This is a genomic window from Pseudoroseomonas cervicalis (assembly GCF_030818485.1).
Classification (GTDB): Bacteria; Pseudomonadota; Alphaproteobacteria; order Acetobacterales; family Acetobacteraceae; genus Pseudoroseomonas; species Pseudoroseomonas cervicalis_A.
Genome location: NZ_JAUTAJ010000004.1, coordinates 1,325,236 through 1,340,528, shown reverse-complemented (window position 1 = coordinate 1,340,528; position 15,293 = coordinate 1,325,236). Strand labels below are relative to the sequence as shown.

The 15,293-nt window shown below is 72.5% G+C and carries 17 protein-coding genes; 5 read left to right on the top strand and 12 right to left on the bottom strand.

The annotated features are described in order from the left end of the window. Nucleotide 1: 1 nt before the first annotated feature. From moaD to QE401_RS10075, 8 genes are all read right to left on the bottom strand, one after another. Nucleotides 2-259 carry a molybdopterin converting factor subunit 1 gene (gene moaD, locus QE401_RS10110; RefSeq protein ID WP_307138082.1) on the bottom strand — a complete coding sequence of 86 codons (258 nt, stop codon included), beginning with the start codon at nucleotides 257-259 and terminating at the stop codon, nucleotides 2-4. Next, nucleotides 259-858 (bottom strand): hypothetical protein, encoded by a 600-nt coding sequence (locus QE401_RS10105; RefSeq protein ID WP_307138081.1) that lies wholly within the window; start codon nucleotides 856-858, stop codon nucleotides 259-261. Before QE401_RS10105 ends, moaD begins: the two co-directional genes overlap by 1 nt. A 49-nt stretch (nucleotides 859-907) precedes the next feature. Beyond that, nucleotides 908-1,522, bottom strand: a complete 615-nt coding sequence (pgsA, locus tag QE401_RS10100; RefSeq protein WP_307138080.1) for a CDP-diacylglycerol--glycerol-3-phosphate 3-phosphatidyltransferase — start codon at nucleotides 1,520-1,522, stop codon at nucleotides 908-910. Between the two features lie 2 nt (nucleotides 1,523-1,524). Continuing rightward, nucleotides 1,525-3,636: an excinuclease ABC subunit UvrC gene (gene uvrC / locus QE401_RS10095; RefSeq protein ID WP_475638100.1), complete on the bottom strand. Its 2,112-nt coding sequence runs from the start codon at nucleotides 3,634-3,636 to the stop codon at nucleotides 1,525-1,527. Between the two features lie 733 nt (nucleotides 3,637-4,369). Then, the gene (locus QE401_RS10090) at nucleotides 4,370-4,777 is read right to left on the bottom strand and encodes a dihydroneopterin aldolase (protein WP_307138078.1); all 408 of its coding nucleotides are present in this window, start codon (nucleotides 4,775-4,777) and stop codon (nucleotides 4,370-4,372) included. After that, nucleotides 4,774-5,547: an SDR family oxidoreductase gene (locus QE401_RS10085; RefSeq protein WP_307138077.1), complete on the bottom strand. Its 774-nt coding sequence runs from the start codon at nucleotides 5,545-5,547 to the stop codon at nucleotides 4,774-4,776. The genes QE401_RS10090 and QE401_RS10085 overlap by 4 nt, the downstream gene beginning before the upstream one ends. A 254-nt stretch (nucleotides 5,548-5,801) precedes the next feature. Next, nucleotides 5,802-6,914, bottom strand: a complete 1,113-nt coding sequence (locus QE401_RS10080) for a family 8 glycosyl hydrolase (protein WP_307138076.1) — start codon at nucleotides 6,912-6,914, stop codon at nucleotides 5,802-5,804. Nucleotides 6,915-6,991: 77 nt separating this feature from the next. Next, nucleotides 6,992-7,285, bottom strand: a complete 294-nt coding sequence (locus tag QE401_RS10075; RefSeq protein WP_307138075.1) for a hypothetical protein — start codon at nucleotides 7,283-7,285, stop codon at nucleotides 6,992-6,994. 145 nt (nucleotides 7,286-7,430) lie between these two features. Between QE401_RS10075 and QE401_RS10070 the strand changes: the two genes are divergently transcribed. Together QE401_RS10070 and QE401_RS10065 are read left to right on the top strand one after the other, a co-directional pair. After that, nucleotides 7,431-7,643 carry a DUF1289 domain-containing protein gene (locus QE401_RS10070; protein ID WP_307138074.1) on the top strand — a complete coding sequence of 71 codons (213 nt, stop codon included), beginning with the start codon at nucleotides 7,431-7,433 and terminating at the stop codon, nucleotides 7,641-7,643. A gap of 337 nt (nucleotides 7,644-7,980) precedes the next feature. Next, the gene (locus tag QE401_RS10065; RefSeq protein ID WP_307138073.1) at nucleotides 7,981-8,337 is read left to right on the top strand and encodes a hypothetical protein; all 357 of its coding nucleotides are present in this window, start codon (nucleotides 7,981-7,983) and stop codon (nucleotides 8,335-8,337) included. Between the two features lie 4 nt (nucleotides 8,338-8,341). Here the strand turns inward: QE401_RS10065 and QE401_RS10060 are convergent, their stop codons facing one another. From QE401_RS10060 to QE401_RS10045, 4 genes are all read right to left on the bottom strand, one after another. Next, entirely contained in the window at nucleotides 8,342-9,157 is an 816-nt protein-coding gene (locus QE401_RS10060) for an ABC transporter ATP-binding protein (protein ID WP_307138072.1), read from the bottom strand. Then, the gene (locus tag QE401_RS10055; RefSeq protein WP_307138071.1) at nucleotides 9,157-9,930 is read right to left on the bottom strand and encodes an ABC transporter permease; all 774 of its coding nucleotides are present in this window, start codon (nucleotides 9,928-9,930) and stop codon (nucleotides 9,157-9,159) included. Before QE401_RS10055 ends, QE401_RS10060 begins: the two co-directional genes overlap by 1 nt. A gap of 304 nt (nucleotides 9,931-10,234) precedes the next feature. Beyond that, nucleotides 10,235-11,188 carry an ABC transporter substrate-binding protein gene (locus QE401_RS10050; protein WP_307138070.1) on the bottom strand — a complete coding sequence of 318 codons (954 nt, stop codon included), beginning with the start codon at nucleotides 11,186-11,188 and terminating at the stop codon, nucleotides 10,235-10,237. A 76-nt stretch (nucleotides 11,189-11,264) separates the two neighbouring features. After that, on the bottom strand, nucleotides 11,265-11,954 hold the full coding sequence (locus tag QE401_RS10045) for an ABC transporter permease (RefSeq protein WP_307138069.1): 690 nt from the start codon (nucleotides 11,952-11,954) through the stop codon (nucleotides 11,265-11,267). 155 nt (nucleotides 11,955-12,109) lie between these two features. Between QE401_RS10045 and QE401_RS10040 the strand changes: the two genes are divergently transcribed. From QE401_RS10040 to QE401_RS10030, 3 genes are all read left to right on the top strand, one after another. After that, complete coding sequence (locus QE401_RS10040; protein WP_307138068.1) at nucleotides 12,110-12,625, top strand: DUF4347 domain-containing protein; 516 nt, start codon at nucleotides 12,110-12,112, stop codon at nucleotides 12,623-12,625. A 113-nt stretch (nucleotides 12,626-12,738) separates the two neighbouring features. Further along, nucleotides 12,739-13,176, top strand: a complete 438-nt coding sequence (gene arsC / locus QE401_RS10035) for an arsenate reductase (glutaredoxin) (RefSeq protein WP_307138067.1) — start codon at nucleotides 12,739-12,741, stop codon at nucleotides 13,174-13,176. 235 nt (nucleotides 13,177-13,411) lie between these two features. Then, on the top strand, nucleotides 13,412-15,268 hold the full coding sequence (locus QE401_RS10030) for a calcium-binding protein (protein WP_307138066.1): 1,857 nt from the start codon (nucleotides 13,412-13,414) through the stop codon (nucleotides 15,266-15,268). The last annotated feature ends 25 nt before the right edge of the window (nucleotides 15,269-15,293 follow it).

The following is a 15,293-nucleotide window of genomic DNA, read 5'->3' as shown; positions in this document are numbered from 1 at the left end:
CTCAGCCACCGGTCACGGGCGGGAAGAAGGCCACCTCGTCACCATCCTTCACCGGATGGGCGGGGGTCACGAAATCCTGGTTCACCGCGGCGCGGATCTGCTTCGCATGGGCGAAGGCCTCGGCATGGCCGGGGCTCAGCGCCGCCAGATGCGCGATCAGCCCGGCGATGTCATGCGTGCCGGGGGGCAGCGCGACGCGCTCCGCCCCCTTGCCGACCTTCTGCCGCACCCAGGCGAAATAGAGGATGTCGACGGCCATCAGCGCGGCGTCGGCACCTGGCGCACGGTGCCGTCCTGGCCCAGCAGCGTCGTGGTGCCGCCCTGCGGGATGGCGATGCCGGAGCCGCCGCCCGGGGTGGTGTAGGTGCTGTAGCCGGCGCCGCCGCCGGTGGTCACCGCCGGGCCCTGCGGCGTCGGGATGACGCGCCCGTCGCGGCGCGGCGGCGGGGGCGGCGGCGGCTCGGCCGGCGTGGCGAAATTGGGCGGGGTGGCGCCGACATTGGTGCCCGGCGCCAGCAGGTCCGGCGGGGTGGAGCTGCCGCGCTGCTGGCGGGGCAGGGGCTGCGGCACGGCGAGCGGATCGGCCGGGCGCACCTCGGGGTCGGCCAGGGTGGCGCGGCGGGTTTCCTCGCCCGCCGGCCAGACATTGCCGGCGACCGGCAGCAGCGGCGGCACCTCGACCGGCTGGCCCAGGATGCGCTGGGCGGTCAGGCTGTCGGTCGGCACGGTGTCGCGCGCCCCGGTGAAGGAGGAGGCGCCGCAGCCGGTGAGCCCGGCCAGCAGGGCCAGCCCGGCGAGCCGGGCGAGGCCGCCGCGGTCCCGCTGGCTGGGAATGGTGCCGATCACGTCGCGGGCCATGCGCCCCTCCTGTCCTGTCACCGTGAAGATGGTCTGGCCCCTCTACGCCTCAAGGGCGGGAGAGTTCCTTGGGCGGCGCGGTTCTCGCCATGTCCTGCTGCTCGGCATGGCGCAGCCCGGCGCGCAGATAGTCCCAGCCGGTCACCAGCGTCAGCGCCGCGGCCAGCCAGAGCAGCGCCTCGCCGATCCAGCCCAGCGGCAGGAAGCCGAGGCCGAGCGCCCTTGCCCCCGTATCGCCGGCCAGCAGCACCGGCAGCGCGGTCATCTGCACCCCGGTCTTCCACTTGGCGAGTTTCGTCACCGGCAGGCCGACGGCGAGCCCGGCCAGATATTCGCGCAGGCCGGAGACCAGGATCTCCCGCAGCATGATGACGATGGCCGGCAGCAGGCCGAGCAGCGACAGCCGTTCCAGCCCCGCCAGCAGCATCAGCGCGGCGGCCACCAGCAGCTTGTCGGCGATCGGGTCCAGCATGCGGCCGAAGGCCGAGATCAGCTGCCGCTCGCGGGCGATCTTGCCGTCGAAATAATCGGTGATGGCGGCGGCGGCGAACAGCGCGCAGGCCGCGACATCGGCCCAGGGCAGCCGCAGCGCCGCCAGCAGCACCAGCACCGGCACGGCCGCGATGCGCGAGAGGGTGAGGAGATTCGGCAGGTCGGTGGGCAAGGTCACTCTCTTCCCGCTGTGCGGCCCGGGCGTTTTCCCGATGCTGCCTTTCCCAAATTAGCCCCGGCCGCGCCAGGGTGGAAATGCTCATGGATGCGCACCGCCATAGACGGGCCGATGCCGGGACAGTTCTGCAGATCCTCGAGCCCCGCCTGCCGCACCCCGCGCGCCGAGCCGAAATGGTTCAGCAGCCGCCGCTTGATGGCGCTGCCGACGCCGGGGATCTCGTCCAGCTCGCTGCGGGTGATCGCCTTGCTGCGGCCGGCGCGATGGGTGGTGATGGCGAAGCGGTGCGCCTCGTCGCGCAGCCTTTGCAGATAGTACAGCACCGGGTCGCGCGGCGGCAGCTGCAGCGGCGGGTGGCCGTCGCGGTGGAACCATTCGCGCCCCGCATCGCGATCCGGCCCCTTGGCCACCGCCACCAGGTTGAGGTCGCCGAGGCCGAGCTCCGCCATCACCTCGCGCGCCGCGGAGAGCTGGCCGGCGCCGCCATCGATCAGCACCAGGTCGGGCCAGCCCTCGCCCTGGCGCTCGGGGTCCTCCTTCAGGGCGCGGCCGAAGCGGCGCTCGAACACCTCGCGCATCATGGCGAAATCATCGCCGCCGCCGCTGGCGATGCGGTCGCCACCCCCCGCCGGACGGGTTTCCTTCAGGGCGCCCGCCACCTCGGCCACCAGGGCGGCGGGGATGCGCGGCGGTGTGGCGCCGGGCAGGGCCGGGGCGACATCGCCCGGATCGCGGGGGGGCGCCTCCGCCGCCGCCTGCGGCAGGGCGGCGCTGGGGCCCGGGCCCTGGGTGGCGGCCGCGCGCCCCGTGCCGCCGCCCTGGATGGCGTATTTGCGGTAGGCGTTCTTCATGAAGCCCTCGGGCCCCGCCACCACCATCACGCCATAGGCATGGCTGCCCTGGATATGGCTGTTGTCGTAGATCTCGATGCGGCGCGGCGGCTCCGGCAGGTCGAACAGCCTGGCCACCCCCTCCAGCAGCGCCACCTGGGCGGTGCCCTCGGCCAGGCGCCGCTCCAGCGCCTCCCGCGCATTGGTGGCGGCGTGCTCGACGGCCTGGCGCTTCTCGCCACGCTGCGGCGCGTGCAGCTCCACCTTGCGCCCGGCCTTCAGCGTCAGCGCCTCGGCGATCAGCCCGGCATCCGGCAGGGCGTGCGAGAGCAGCACCAGCGGCGGCGGCGGCAGATCGTCATAGAGCTGGGTCAGGAAGGCGGAGAGCACCTCCTCCGGCTCGGCATCATCCTTCAGATGCGAGGGGAAGAAGGAGCGGTTGCCATTGTTCCGCCCGCCCCGGAAGAAGAAGACCTGCACGCAGGACTGGCCGGCGATCTGGTGCAGCGCCACGACATCGGCATCGCCCACGCCGTCGAGGTTGATGGCGTTCTGCCCCTGCACATGGGTCAGGCCGCGGATGCGGTCGCGCAAGGCCGCGGCGCGCTCGAATTCCAGCGATTCGGCCGCCTGCTCCATCTCCTTCGCCAGCGCCTTCTGGATCGAGGGCGTCTCGCCTGACAGGAATTTCTTCGCGTCGCGCACCAGCCCGGCATAGTCGGCCTCGCTGATGCGGCCGACGCAGGGGGCGGCGCAGCGCTTGATCTGGTGCAGCAGGCAGGGCCGGTCGCGGCTGTCGAACACCGTGTCGCGGCAGGAGCGCAGGAGGAAGACCTTCTGCAGCGCGGTCAGCGTCTGGTCGACCGCCCAGGCGCTGGCGAAGGGGCCCCAATAGCTGGCGCCCTTGCGCTTCTCGCCGCGATGCTTGGCGATCTGCGGATAGGCATGGTCCTCGGTGATCACCAGCCAGGGATAGGATTTGTCGTCGCGCAGGACGATGTTGAAGCGCGGCCGCAGCTTCTTGATCAGATTGGCTTCCAGCAGCAGGGCCTCGGCCTCGCTGCCGGTGGTGATGATCTCCATGCGGCGGGTGGCGTGCACCATGCGGCGCAGCCGCTCGGGCAGGCGGGAGAGCTGGGTGTAGGACACCACACGCTTCTTCAGGCTGCGCGCCTTGCCGACATAGAGCGCGTCGCCCTTGGCATCGAGCATGCGGTAGACGCCCGGGGCGAAGGGCATGGTGGCCAGCGCCGCCTCGATCACGGCGACGCCCTCCATCACCGGCGCGTCCGGGTCGCTGCCCGGCTGCGGCGGCCCGGCCTCCGGCCGCGCCTCGGCGGCCCCGGCTTCGGGGGTGGCGTCGTCGGGGGCGCGCTGTTCGGGGGCCGGCTCCTCGGGGGGGCGATCCTGCATGGCCAGGATGAACCATGCCGGAGGCCGCCGCTCAAGAGGGCGCCAGACTTGTCCACCGAAGCTGTGGATAAGTCTGTGGACGAGGCTGGGGTTAACCCTTCTAAATCGCTGTCATCTGCGGGTCACACGAGGATGCCCAGAGTTTGGGCATTTCACTAAGTATCTGATTTTAAACGAAATGCTGAAAAACCACAGTGTGACAAGGCGTCAAGAGCAACAATGCGATTGACGCGAGGACGGGACGCCCGGCTGCGGAACGAGCGGTGGACAAATCCCGGCAGGGCAAGAGAATTTTGCTCACAACCGCGTGACGGGGGCGGCCGCCCGGCCCCGCCGCGAATCGCGCGGTGGCGCCCGGCGCGGCCCTGGCCATGCCCCACAAGCCCGGCCGGGGCGCTGCGGCGGCGCCCCTCTGCCGCCGGTGGCGGCCGGCTCTGCCCATCCTCTGTGCAGTGCAGCACAGGGCGGGCGAAAGCGGCGGCAGGCCGAGTTTTCCACCGTTTCCGTGGACAGAGGCGTGGACAGGGTTGGGGACATGTCGTGCATCCCCTTGATCCCGCGCGGTTTCCAGCGATCACGCGGGCGGGAGGCGCCGCTCTCACCCCGGCCCGGCCCGCCGCAGCCGCTCCACCGTCACGCCGACCGCGGCGACATCCGCGATGATGTCGGGCTTCTCCACCGTCACCCGGGCGGCCACGATCCGCGCATCGCCCTCCAGCACGGCGCAGGCGATGCGCTCGGCCAGCGTCTCGGCCAGGCGCACATGGCCATCGAGGGCGATGCGGCGCGCGGTGTTGGCCACCGCCTCGTAATCCACCACCCGCTCCAGCCGGTCCTCGCCCACGCCATGCGGCGCGGCGTCGTCCTCGGCCAGCAGCTCGACATCGATGCGCACGCGCTGCGGCGCCGCCTCCTCATGCGGGTAGATGCCGATGCGCGCCTCCACCGCCAGGCCGCGCACCACGATGCGCCGCAGCCCGCGCGCGGCATCCGGGGCGTAGCTCATTCCGGCAGCCCCTGGCCGCGCGAAGGCGACCATTGCAGATGCTGCCCGCCATCGAGCGCGATCATCTGCCCGGTCATCGCCGGCAGCGACAGGATGGCGAGCACGGCGCGCGCCACCTCCTCCGGCCCCGTGCCGCGGCCGAGCGGCGTGCTGGCGCATTGCGCGGCGAATTGCTCGGGGCTCTGGCGCGGGCTCGGGATGGCCGGGCCGGGGCCGATGCCATTGACCCGGATGCGCGGGGCCAGCGCCAGCGCCAGGCTCTGGGTCAGCGCCCAGAGCCCGGCCTTGGAGACGCTGTAGCTGACGAAATGCGGCGTCAGCGACCAGACGCGCTGGTCGAGCATGTTGATCACCACCCCCTCGGCCGCCGCCGGCAGGGCGCGGGCGAAGGCCTGGGCCAGCACGAAGGGCGCGCGCAGATTGGGCTCGATGTGATGGTCCCAGCTCTCCCGCGTGGCGTCGTGCCATTCGTCGCGCTCGAAGGTGGAGGCGTTGTTCAGCAGCACCCCGACCGGGCCCAGCGCGGCGGTGGCCTCGGGCAGCAGCCGCGCCACCTCCGCCTCGCGCTCCAGCGCCGCCGGCAGCAGCGCGGCGCGGCGGCCGAGGCCGCGGATCTCCGTGGCGGTGGCCTCGGCCTCCTCCCGGCTGCGGCCGTAATGCAGGGCGATGTCGAAGCCGGCGCCGGCCAGGGCGAGCGCGCTGGCGCGGCCCAGCCGCCTGGCGCCGCCGGTCACCAGGGCGACGCGGGGGATGGTGTCAGGGATCAGCATGGCGGCAGCTTTGGCCGCCCCCGGCGGCTTCGTCCAGCGCCTTGCCGCGCCCAGGGGCCGTGCGCGTCGTCCGGCGGATGGCCTTCCGGCGCGGCGGCGGCGCTGCCGGGGGTGCCGGCAGGTGTCGCTCCTGTCCATGCTCGTCTTCCGGCCGGCGGGGTGATGCGGCGAGCCCGGCGCCGGGCGGGGCGGCCTGTCGGCGCGGGCCCGCCGCAAATTCTTCGCCCCCAATCCCCGCGTCCCGGACAGGCGCCTCAGCCGAGCAGCGGCGCCGTCGCCTCCTGCTCCGCCAGATGGCAGAGGAAGCAGAGCACCGCGCCGTAATAGCCCTCGGCCTCCGAGGGGCGCGGCGGGCGCAGGGTGGAGGCCTGGCCGCTGGCGCTGCGCGCCGCCAGCCGCGCCACCGCCTGGATGCCCGGCGTCGCCGCATAGGGGGCGATGCTGTCGGTGCGCAGATCGGCCCAGGCCGGGCGGTAGGGATTGGCGGGGTCGTACCAGAAATCCGCCGCCGCCCGCAGCGCCGGCTCCTGCCGCAGCCCGCCCCAGGCCAGATGCAGCGGCACCCGCAGTGCGTCATAGGAGAAGCGCGGCAGATGGGCGCGGCTGAGGCTGGGGCGGCCGCCGCTGCGCGGGATCTCGAACCAGTCGGCCGGCAGGTGCCAGCGGCCGAACTGCGCCTGGCGCAGCAGCGCCGCGCCATCCTGCGCCAGCCGGCGCCAGGGCGCCGCCGGGCCCAGCCCCGCCAGCGCCTGCAGCGCCGGGAAGACGTAGTAGGAGGGGTTGATCACCACCCGCTCGCGATCGGTGAAGCCCTGGGCACCGGGCAGCAGCAGCAGCCTTCCCTCCACCTCCAGCGTGCAGAGGCGCAGCAGGTCGGCGGCGATGGAGGCGGCGCGGCGGCGCAGCTCCGGCAGGCGCCAGCGCTCGGCGCCCTGCAGAAGCGCCCAGGCGATCAGCAGATCGCCATCGCTGGCATTGTTGGCATCGGGCGGCTGGCCCGGGGCGTGGCGCCAGGCATGCAGCGCATCCTGCGGGCGGCGCAGCGCCGTGGCGGTCCAGCCGGCGATGCGCTCGAAGGCGGCGCGGTCGCCGGCGGCGAGGGCGATCAGCAGCCCGTAGCCCTGGCCTTCGGAATGGCTGATGCCGCCCTGGCCGTCATCGAGGATGCGGCCCTCCGGCGCCAGGAAGCGGCGCCTGAAGCCCTGCCATTCCTCGGCCAGGTCCAGCCCGCCGCCGGGCAGGGCGGCCAGTGCCAGCAGCCCGGCCCCGGCGGTGAGCAGCCCGCGGCGCGGCAGGGCGCCGCGGCGCGCAACGCCATGCCGCAGGGCGCCGCGCGGCAGCGCGGGGGATGGGGGCAGCAGCAGCATGCCGGCGATCCGGTCCGGGCCAGTTCATTTCTTTTATGAACCGAAATTGCCAAGGAATCACCAAGGATCGGCCGGCCTCAGGGCATGGCGCGGCCGCGCAGCGGCAGGATCACCTGCCCGGCGCGGGAACAGCGCAGCAGCGCCACCTGCCCGCTGGCGGCGCCACAGGCGCTGCAGCGCAGGAAGGCCGCCATCTCGTGCAGCGGCAGGTTGCCGCGCGCTTCCAGCATCTCCTCGACCGGCACGGCGCGGTTGGCGGGGCAGGGGCCCTCGGCGCAGCGGGCGCGGATCTGCCAGCCGCGCCATTCCTGCAGCCGGGTCTGCAGGGCGGCCTCGCGGTCCAGCGGCCAGGCGGGGGCGGGGAGCGTCATGACGGGTCTCCGGGGCGAAGGGGCAGGGCCAGCCTAGTTAAAGAACAAAAACAGAACAAGCCGGTTGCATGGCTGCCCTGCGGAGCGCTTCGCGGGGGCGGGGCCATATGCGCGCAGAGGCGCCCTCGCGCCGGATGGGAGCGGCATGAGCGACAGACCCTGCATCAAGGTGTGCGAATTCGACGAGGAGAGCGGCTGGTGCCTCGGCTGCGGCATGAGCAAGCCGGAGCGCAAGGCGTGGAAGAAGGTGCCGGGCTATCGCGACGCCATCCTGGCCAATCTGCCGGCGCGGCTCGCGGCCATGGCGGGCGAGGGGCTGCGGGTCGGCGAGGCGGCCAAGGCCAGGCGCAAGAAGTGACGCGCCGGGTGGGTTGGCGATCCCTCGCCCGGAGCCGCCGCCATGGCCCGGCCGGAATGGTCCGATGGCCGCGCATGGCCCCGCATGGATGGCCCGTCGCGCCGCCCGGTCCGGCCCGGCACGCCGGCGGGAGGGTGACGCGGCCCTGAATTGACGCGCTGCCCCGGCGCCGCGAAGCTCGCCGGGCCATCAGGGGAGCCGCGCATGCCGCGCCGCCGGGACCTCGCCTTGCGGGTGCTGTTCGGGTTCGAACTGCTCCTGCTGGCGCTGCCCTCGCTCTACATCCTGTTCATCTTCGGCGCGGTCCTGACCATGACGGGCGCGATGATCGCGACCTATGGCTTCTCCGGCGAGGTCGGGCTGGCGGATGGGCTGCTCGGCCCTGCTGCTGGGCGGGCTGGCGGCGGCGCTGCCGCTCTGCGGCGCCTATGCCATCTGGCATTTCCTGCAGGCGGCGACCGGCTATCTGCGGCACGGCCCGGCCGGGCTGTCGCGCCGCCAGCTGCGCGCGCTGCCCTGGGCCATCCCGCCTCTGGCCCTGACGCTGCCGCTGGGCATGCCGGGGCTGCTGGGCCTGCAGGGCTGGCCCTGGCTGCTGGCGGTGCAGGTCAGCGGCCTCGGCCTGCTGCTGCCGACGCTGCATCTCTGGCTGGCCTGGCGCGGCGCCGGATCGCCGCGCCAGGCCGGCACCTGAGCCTTCAGCCCAGCGCCGCCTTGCGCACCTCCTCGCGGATCTCGGCCATCAGCCGGGCCTTCAGCTCGGCGAAGATGGGTGTGGTCTTCACCGTCCAGTCGCGCGGATAGGGCAGCGGCACCGGCACCTCGGCCTTCACCCGGCCGGGGCGGGCCGACATCACCAGCACGCGGTTGGCCAGGAACACCGCCTCGTCGATGTCATGGGTGACGAACAGCACCGTCTTGCGCGTCTCCGGCGTGTCGCTGCCCCAGACCTCCAGCAGCAGCTCCTGCATCAGCTCGCGCGTCTGGTGGTCGAGCGCGCCGAAGGGCTCGTCCAGCAGCAGGATGTCGGGGTCGTTGGCCAGCGCGCGCGCCAGCGCGGTGCGCTGCTGCATGCCGCCCGAGAGCTGGCGTGGCCAATGATCCTCGAAGCCGCGCAGCCCGGTGCGGGCGATGAAGCGCGCCGCGATCTCCTGCGCCTCGCGCTCCGGCACCCGCCGCTCCTGCAAACCGAACAGAATGTTCTGACGAACCGTCAGCCAGGGGAACAGGGTGTAGGACTGGAACACCATGCCGCGGTCCGGCCCCGGGCGCGTCACCGGCCGGCCATGCAGCGTCACCGCGCCGGCGGTCGGGCGGTCGAGCCCGGCCACGATGCGCAGCAGCGTCGACTTGCCGCAGCCCGAGGGGCCGAGGATGGAGACGAACTCGCCCGGCGCGACGTCGAGATCGGTGGGCTGCAGCGCGAGCGTCGGCGCCGCGCGGCCCTGGCCGGGGAAGGAGCGGGTGAGGCCGCGCACCGACAGGCCGCGGACACCGGAAACAGGATCAGCCATCACAGCGACGCCCAGCGGAACAGGCGCCGGTTCAGCGCCTTGAAGAGGAAATCCGTCACCAGCCCGATCAGCCCGATGATGACGATGCCGAAGATCATCTGCCCGGTGTCGAGCAGCCGCTGGCTGTCCATGATCATGTGGCCGATGCCGCTCTGCGCCCCGATCAGCTCGGCGACGATCACATAGGTCCAGGCCCAGCCGAGCACCAAGCGCAGCGCCTCCATCACCTGCGGCGCCGCGGCCGGGATGATGACGCGCTTCAGGATGCCGCCCTGGCGCGCGCCCAGCGTGTAGGCGGCCTCCACCAGGTCGATGCGCGTGGCGCCGGCGATGACGGCCACCATGATGACGATCTGGAACACGCTGCCGAGGAAGATGACCGACAGTTTCTGCGCCTCGCCGACGCCGGCCCAGAGGATCAGCAGCGGGATGAAGGCCGAGGCCGGCAAATAGCGGGCGAAGGAGATGAAGGGCTCGAAGAAGGCCTCGATGCCCTTGTAGGCGCCCATGGCGAGGCCCAGCGGCACGGCGATCGCGCTGGCCAGCACGAAGCCGCCGAGCACGCGCCACACCGTCATGCCGATATCGCCGGCGAAATTGTACTCGGTGAACAGCGACCAGCCGGAGGCCAGCGCCTGCCAGGGCGAGGCGAGGAAGAGCGGCTGCACGAAGCCGGTCGCCGTGACCAGCGCCCACAGCCCGATGAACAGGACAAAGAACAGGATGCCGAGGACGATCCGTGCCGCGGCGGGGATGGGTTTCAGCGGTTCCAAGGGGGCTCGCTCATGGATGTGCGGGGCGGGAGGCGCAGCTTGGCGGGCACCGGAAAGGTCAGCAAGCCTGCATCAATCGCCGGAAGGAGGAGGAAGCGGCGCGCGGCCACGCGACGCGGCCCGGCCGCAGCGCTCGGCTGCCGCCACGCCGGCGCCGGATCGCCCCGGCGCCGGGGCGACCCAGGGCTGGGACGACCCGCCGGGTGCGGCCCAGGCGCCGCCCCGTCGTGCCTGAAACCCCGGGCGCGCGCAGCCCCGGACATGCAGCCAGGGGCGCGCGGCGCCGGCGCGGCCCGGCCGGGCGTCAACCGGCCAGGAAGCGGGTGTCGAGCAGCTTGCCCAGATCCGGCGCCTGGCGCAGCACGCCGGCCTCCTTCTGCACCTCCAGCGCCTTGGCCATGAATTGCGGCAGGCCATCGGCGGCATAGGCGCGGTTCTCGGCGGCGTCCTGCCAGTCGATGAAGGCGGCGCTGGCGCGGAAGGCCTCGGCCGACTGGTTGACGCGCTTGCCCATGATCTCGAAGGATTTCTCCGGCTCGCGCTCGATCATCGCCAGGGCGTCGTACCAGCTCTTCACCATCAGCCGCACCGCCGCCTCGTTCTTCGCGACGAAATCCGGGCTGAAGGCCAGGGTGTCGACGACACAGGGATACTGGCTGGTGGTGGCCAGGATGCGGCCCTTGTCCTCGCCCATGGCGCGCACCTGGGAGAGATAGGGCTCATAGGTCGAGCAGGCGTCGAACTGGCCGGCGACGAAGGCCTGGGCGGCGGGCTGCGGCGCCAGGGTCGCGGTCTGCACGTCCTTCACCGACATCCCGTTCTCCCGCAGCATATAGGCCAGGGTGAAATAGGGGGTGGTGCCGGGGCCGTCGACCGCCACGGTCTTGCCGCGCAGCCCGGCCCAGCTGGTGACCGAGGGGCGCACGGCGATGCCGTCGCCGCCCTTCGACTTGTCCAGCACCAGCACCTGCACCAGCGGCATGGTGCTGCCCCACAGGATCATGGTGTCGACCGTGGTGACGACGCAGTTCAGCGCGCCGGCGGCCAGCGCCAGGTTGCGCTCGCGCTGCGGCACGAATTTGGTCTCGACATCGAGCCCATTGGCGCGGAACAGCCCGGCCTGCTCGGCGAGCGTCAGCGGCGCGAAGCCGGTCCAGCCGGACATGCCGATGGTGATCTTCGGCAGGCTCTGCGCCCGCGCGACATAGGGAAGGGCGAGCGCGCCCGCGGCGGCCCCCAGGAACAGGCGGCGTTGCATGGATTTTCGTCTCCTCAGGCCCGGCGGCCTCCCGATCGCGTGAGACTAGTCCGCCGCCCGCGCCGCGAAAAGCGATTCAGCCGCGCCGGTCGAGCAGCAGCGTCAGCGCGCTGACCGCCAGGCAGAGCAGCAGCAGCACCAGGCCGAGCGCCAGCGCCAGCGGCAGGTCGCCCTTCTGCGTCTCCAGCGCGATGGCGGTGGTCATGGTGCGGGTCTCGCCGCGGATATTGCCGCCGACGATCAGGATGGCGCCGACCTCGGCGATGGCGCGGCCGAAGGCGGCGAGGAAGACGGTGGCCAGCGCCGACCGGCCCATCCGCGCCAGCTCATAGCCGCAGCGCAGCCGGCCGGCGCCGTCGATGCGCAAGGGGTCGCGCACCTCCTCCCAGAGCGGCGCCAGCACCCGATGGGCGAGCGCGGTGACGATGGGCAGCGCCAGCAGGGCCTGCGCCAGCACCATGCCCTGCGGCTGGAACAGCCAGCCCAGCGCGCCGAGCGGCCCGCTGCGCGACAGCAGCAGGTAGCAGGCCAGCCCCACCACCACCGGCGGCAGGCCGAGCAGCGCATTGGCCAGCAGCAGCAGCCCGCCGCGGCCGCGGAAGCGGGCGATGGCCAGCAGCGCCGCCAGCGGCACGCCGAGCAGGAAGGCGGCCAGCGCCGCGCTGCCCGAGACCCGCAGCGACAGCGCCACGATGCCCCAGAATTCGCGGTCGCCGCCGCCGATCAGCCCCAGCGCCAGCGAGAAGGCGGCCGCCATGTCCTGCATCGGGCCGAGATGCCGGGCCGCGCCGCGCCGGGCAAGCCTGGGCCCTCCGGCATTTGCCGGAATCTGCCAGGGGAGACCGGTCTCGCCCCGGCGGTGGATCAAGGATATCTTTACTGAACCGTTCCATTCTCGCCGCGAACCAGAAGGGATTCGCCATGTCGCAACACGCCTTGCTCCGCCCCGCCGCGCCGGATCCGGCGCCGCTTTCCGCCCTCTGGCAGGCGGAAGGCCGGGAGAGCGCGGCGGCGCCCGCCCTGCTGGTGCTGGACCCGCGCGCCCCGGGCTGGACGCTGCGCCTGGCCGCCTGCGGCGAGGAGGAGGCGGTGCTGGTGCTCGACCCGCAGCGCGACGGGCTGCTGCAGCTGGCCGAGCTGGCGGCGGAACGCGCGCCGCTGCGCGGCCTGCGCCTCTGCGGCGGCGGCGAGGCCGGGCGGCTGCTGCTCGGCCAGGCCGAGCTGACCGAGGCCGGGCTGGAGGCGCGCGGCTGGGTGCTGGCGGCGCTTGGCCGCAGCCTGGACCCGCGCGCGGTGATCCGGCTGGAAGGCGCGGCGGCCGAGGGCGCCGGCGGCGCGCGGCTGATGGCGGCGCTGGCGCATCGCACCGGCCGCGACGTGCTGGAGGGCGAGGCCCCTTCGCGCTGGTCATCGCCCGGCGCCGCGCGGCCGGCCTAGCCGGCGGGCGCCGCGGCGGCTGGGGCCGGGGCTGGCCCTGGCGGCGCGGCGATGCTGTGATGCCGCCGCGCGCCCGCCGGCCGCGCCCGCATCGCCGCCGAGGGACCGCCCGCGTGAGCATCACCATCTACCACAACCCGGCCTGCGGGACCTCCCGCAACACCCTGGCGCTGATCCGCAACAGCGGCGAGGCGCCGGAGATCGTCGAGTATCTGAAGACCCCGCCCTCCCGCGCGCAGCTGGCCGAGCTGATCCGGCAGATGGGCGTGCCGGTGCGCGTGGTGCTGCGGCAGAAGGGCACGCCCTATGCCGAGCTCGGCCTCGACGACCCGGCGCTGAGCGATTCGCAGCTGATCGACGCCATGGTCACCCACCCGATCCTGATCAACCGGCCGATCGTGGTGACGCCGCTCGGCGTCCGGCTGTGCCGGCCCTCGGAGACGGTGCTGGACATCCTGCCCCGGCCGCAGCGCGGCGCCTTCGCCAAGGAGGATGGCGAGGCGGTGGTCGATGCCGAAGGGCGGCCGGTGGCGCAGCGCGGCGCCGAGTGACCTCTGGCGGCCCGGCGGCCTGAGGTCGCGCGGGCCTGGCGCGGCTGCGCCGCCGACCCGGGGCGGCTGATCAACTCGCCGCGCTCCCGGCCGTCGGCATCCGGGGGCCGCGCCGGCCATCCGCCTGATGCCGCAGCAAAGCCGCGCCGCGCCAGGGCGGCCCGGCCGGCCGGCGCCTGCTTGACAGCAACATGAACGGGTCCGAAACGAAAAGGCCCACCCGCGAGGAAACGCCATGCCGGCCCCGACCCGCTTCACCCCCCGCCTGCTGGCCCTGATCGAGGGCACCGAGGCGGGCGAGCAGCTCATCGGCACCGAGGGGGATGACGACATCCGCGGCAGGGGCGGCCATGACCAGCTGTTCGGCCGCGGCGGCGATGACCGGCTGGAGGGCGGTGCGGGCGATGACTACCTCAGCGGCGGCACCGGCAACGACACGCTGGTCGGCGGCACCGGCAACGACATCTACCTGGTCGACAGTGCCGGCGACCGGGTGGTCGAGGCCGCCGGCGAAGGCATCGACACGGTGCAGAGCAGCGTCAGCTACAGCATCGGCGGCAGCTTCATCGAGAAGCTGACGCTGACCGGGAATGCGGGCATCCAGGGCACCGGCAATTCCCTCGCCAACCAGCTGCTGGGCAATCGCGGCGCCAATCTGCTGCGCGGCCTCGGCGGCCATGACGTCATCGATGGTGGCGCCGGCAACGACACGCTGCATGGCGATGAGGGCAATGACCGGCTCTATGGCGGCAGCGACGACGACGCCCTGTATGGTGGTGCCGGCAACGACATCCTCCTGGGCGGCGCCGGCCGTGACATCCTGCAAGGCGGCACCGGCCATGACGACCTGCAAGGCGGTACAGGCGACGACACCCTGCAGGGGGAGGATGGCGACGACACGCTGCAGGGCGGCGACGGCAACGACACGCTGCAAGGCGGCGACGGCAATGATGTCCTGCAAGGCGGCGACGGCAACGACACGCTGCAGGGAGGTGCCGGCGACGACATTCTGCAAGGCGGCTATGGCAATAACGTCCTGCAGGGTGGTGCCGGCAACGACACCTACTATGTCAGCCGCCTCAGCGAGCGCCTGATCGAGGCCGGCAACCAGGGCCGGGACCATGTCATTTCCGGCGTCGACTTCTCCCTGGCGGGGCAGTTCATCGAGGATCTGACGCTGACCGGCGGCAGCCAGGGCACCGGCAACTCCCTGGCCAATGTCATCCGCTACCAGGGCACGGCGTGGCGCTATACCCTCTCCGGTGAGGGCGGCAATGACCAGCTCTATAGCGGCGGTGACGGCATTGGCGTGCTGGATGGCGGCGCCGGCGCCGATCTGATGGTGGGCGGGCGCGGCGACGATTTCTATGTCGTCGACAATGTCGGCGACCGTGTCATCGAAGGCGATTATTTCAGCCTGCACGACACGGTCCAGACCAGCATCAGCTTCAACCTGCGCGGCCAGTTCATCGACGTCCTCCATCTGACCGGCAGCGACGATATCGACGGCATCGGCAACAGCATCGACAATTCCATCACCGGCAACGAAGGCAACAACCGCCTGGAGGGGCTTGGTGGCCAGGATGTCCTGGAGGGCCGCGCAGGGGATGATGTCCTGGAAGGTGGCGCGGGCAACGACCTGCTGGATGGCGGCGACGGCAATGACGTGCTGGATGGCGGCAGCGGTCAGAACCAGCTGCTTGGCGGCGAGGGTGAGGATACCCTGATCGGCCGTGAGGGCTCCGGCGTCCTGATGGGTGGCGCCGGCATCGACCGCTTCATGCTGTATGGCGGCAACTATCGGATCGATTTCACGCTCGGCGAGGATCACATCCTGCTCTCCGCCGCGGCCTTCGGGGGCGGGCTGCAGGAGGGCATGGATCTGGACGCGGCAGGCTTCTCCGTCGTCACGCCGGATGCGGCGCCGGATTCCGGCCCCTGCTTCATCGTCGCGCCCGACCCGATGTCGGGCAGTCGGACCTTGAGCTTCCGCTCGGCCGATGGCACCGAACGGCACATCGCAACCATGGGCCTGCCATGGACCGGCATCGACAGCCTGCCGCTTCTCGAGGATTTCATCATCATCGCCTGAGCGGCGGGCGGCTCCCGGCATTGAT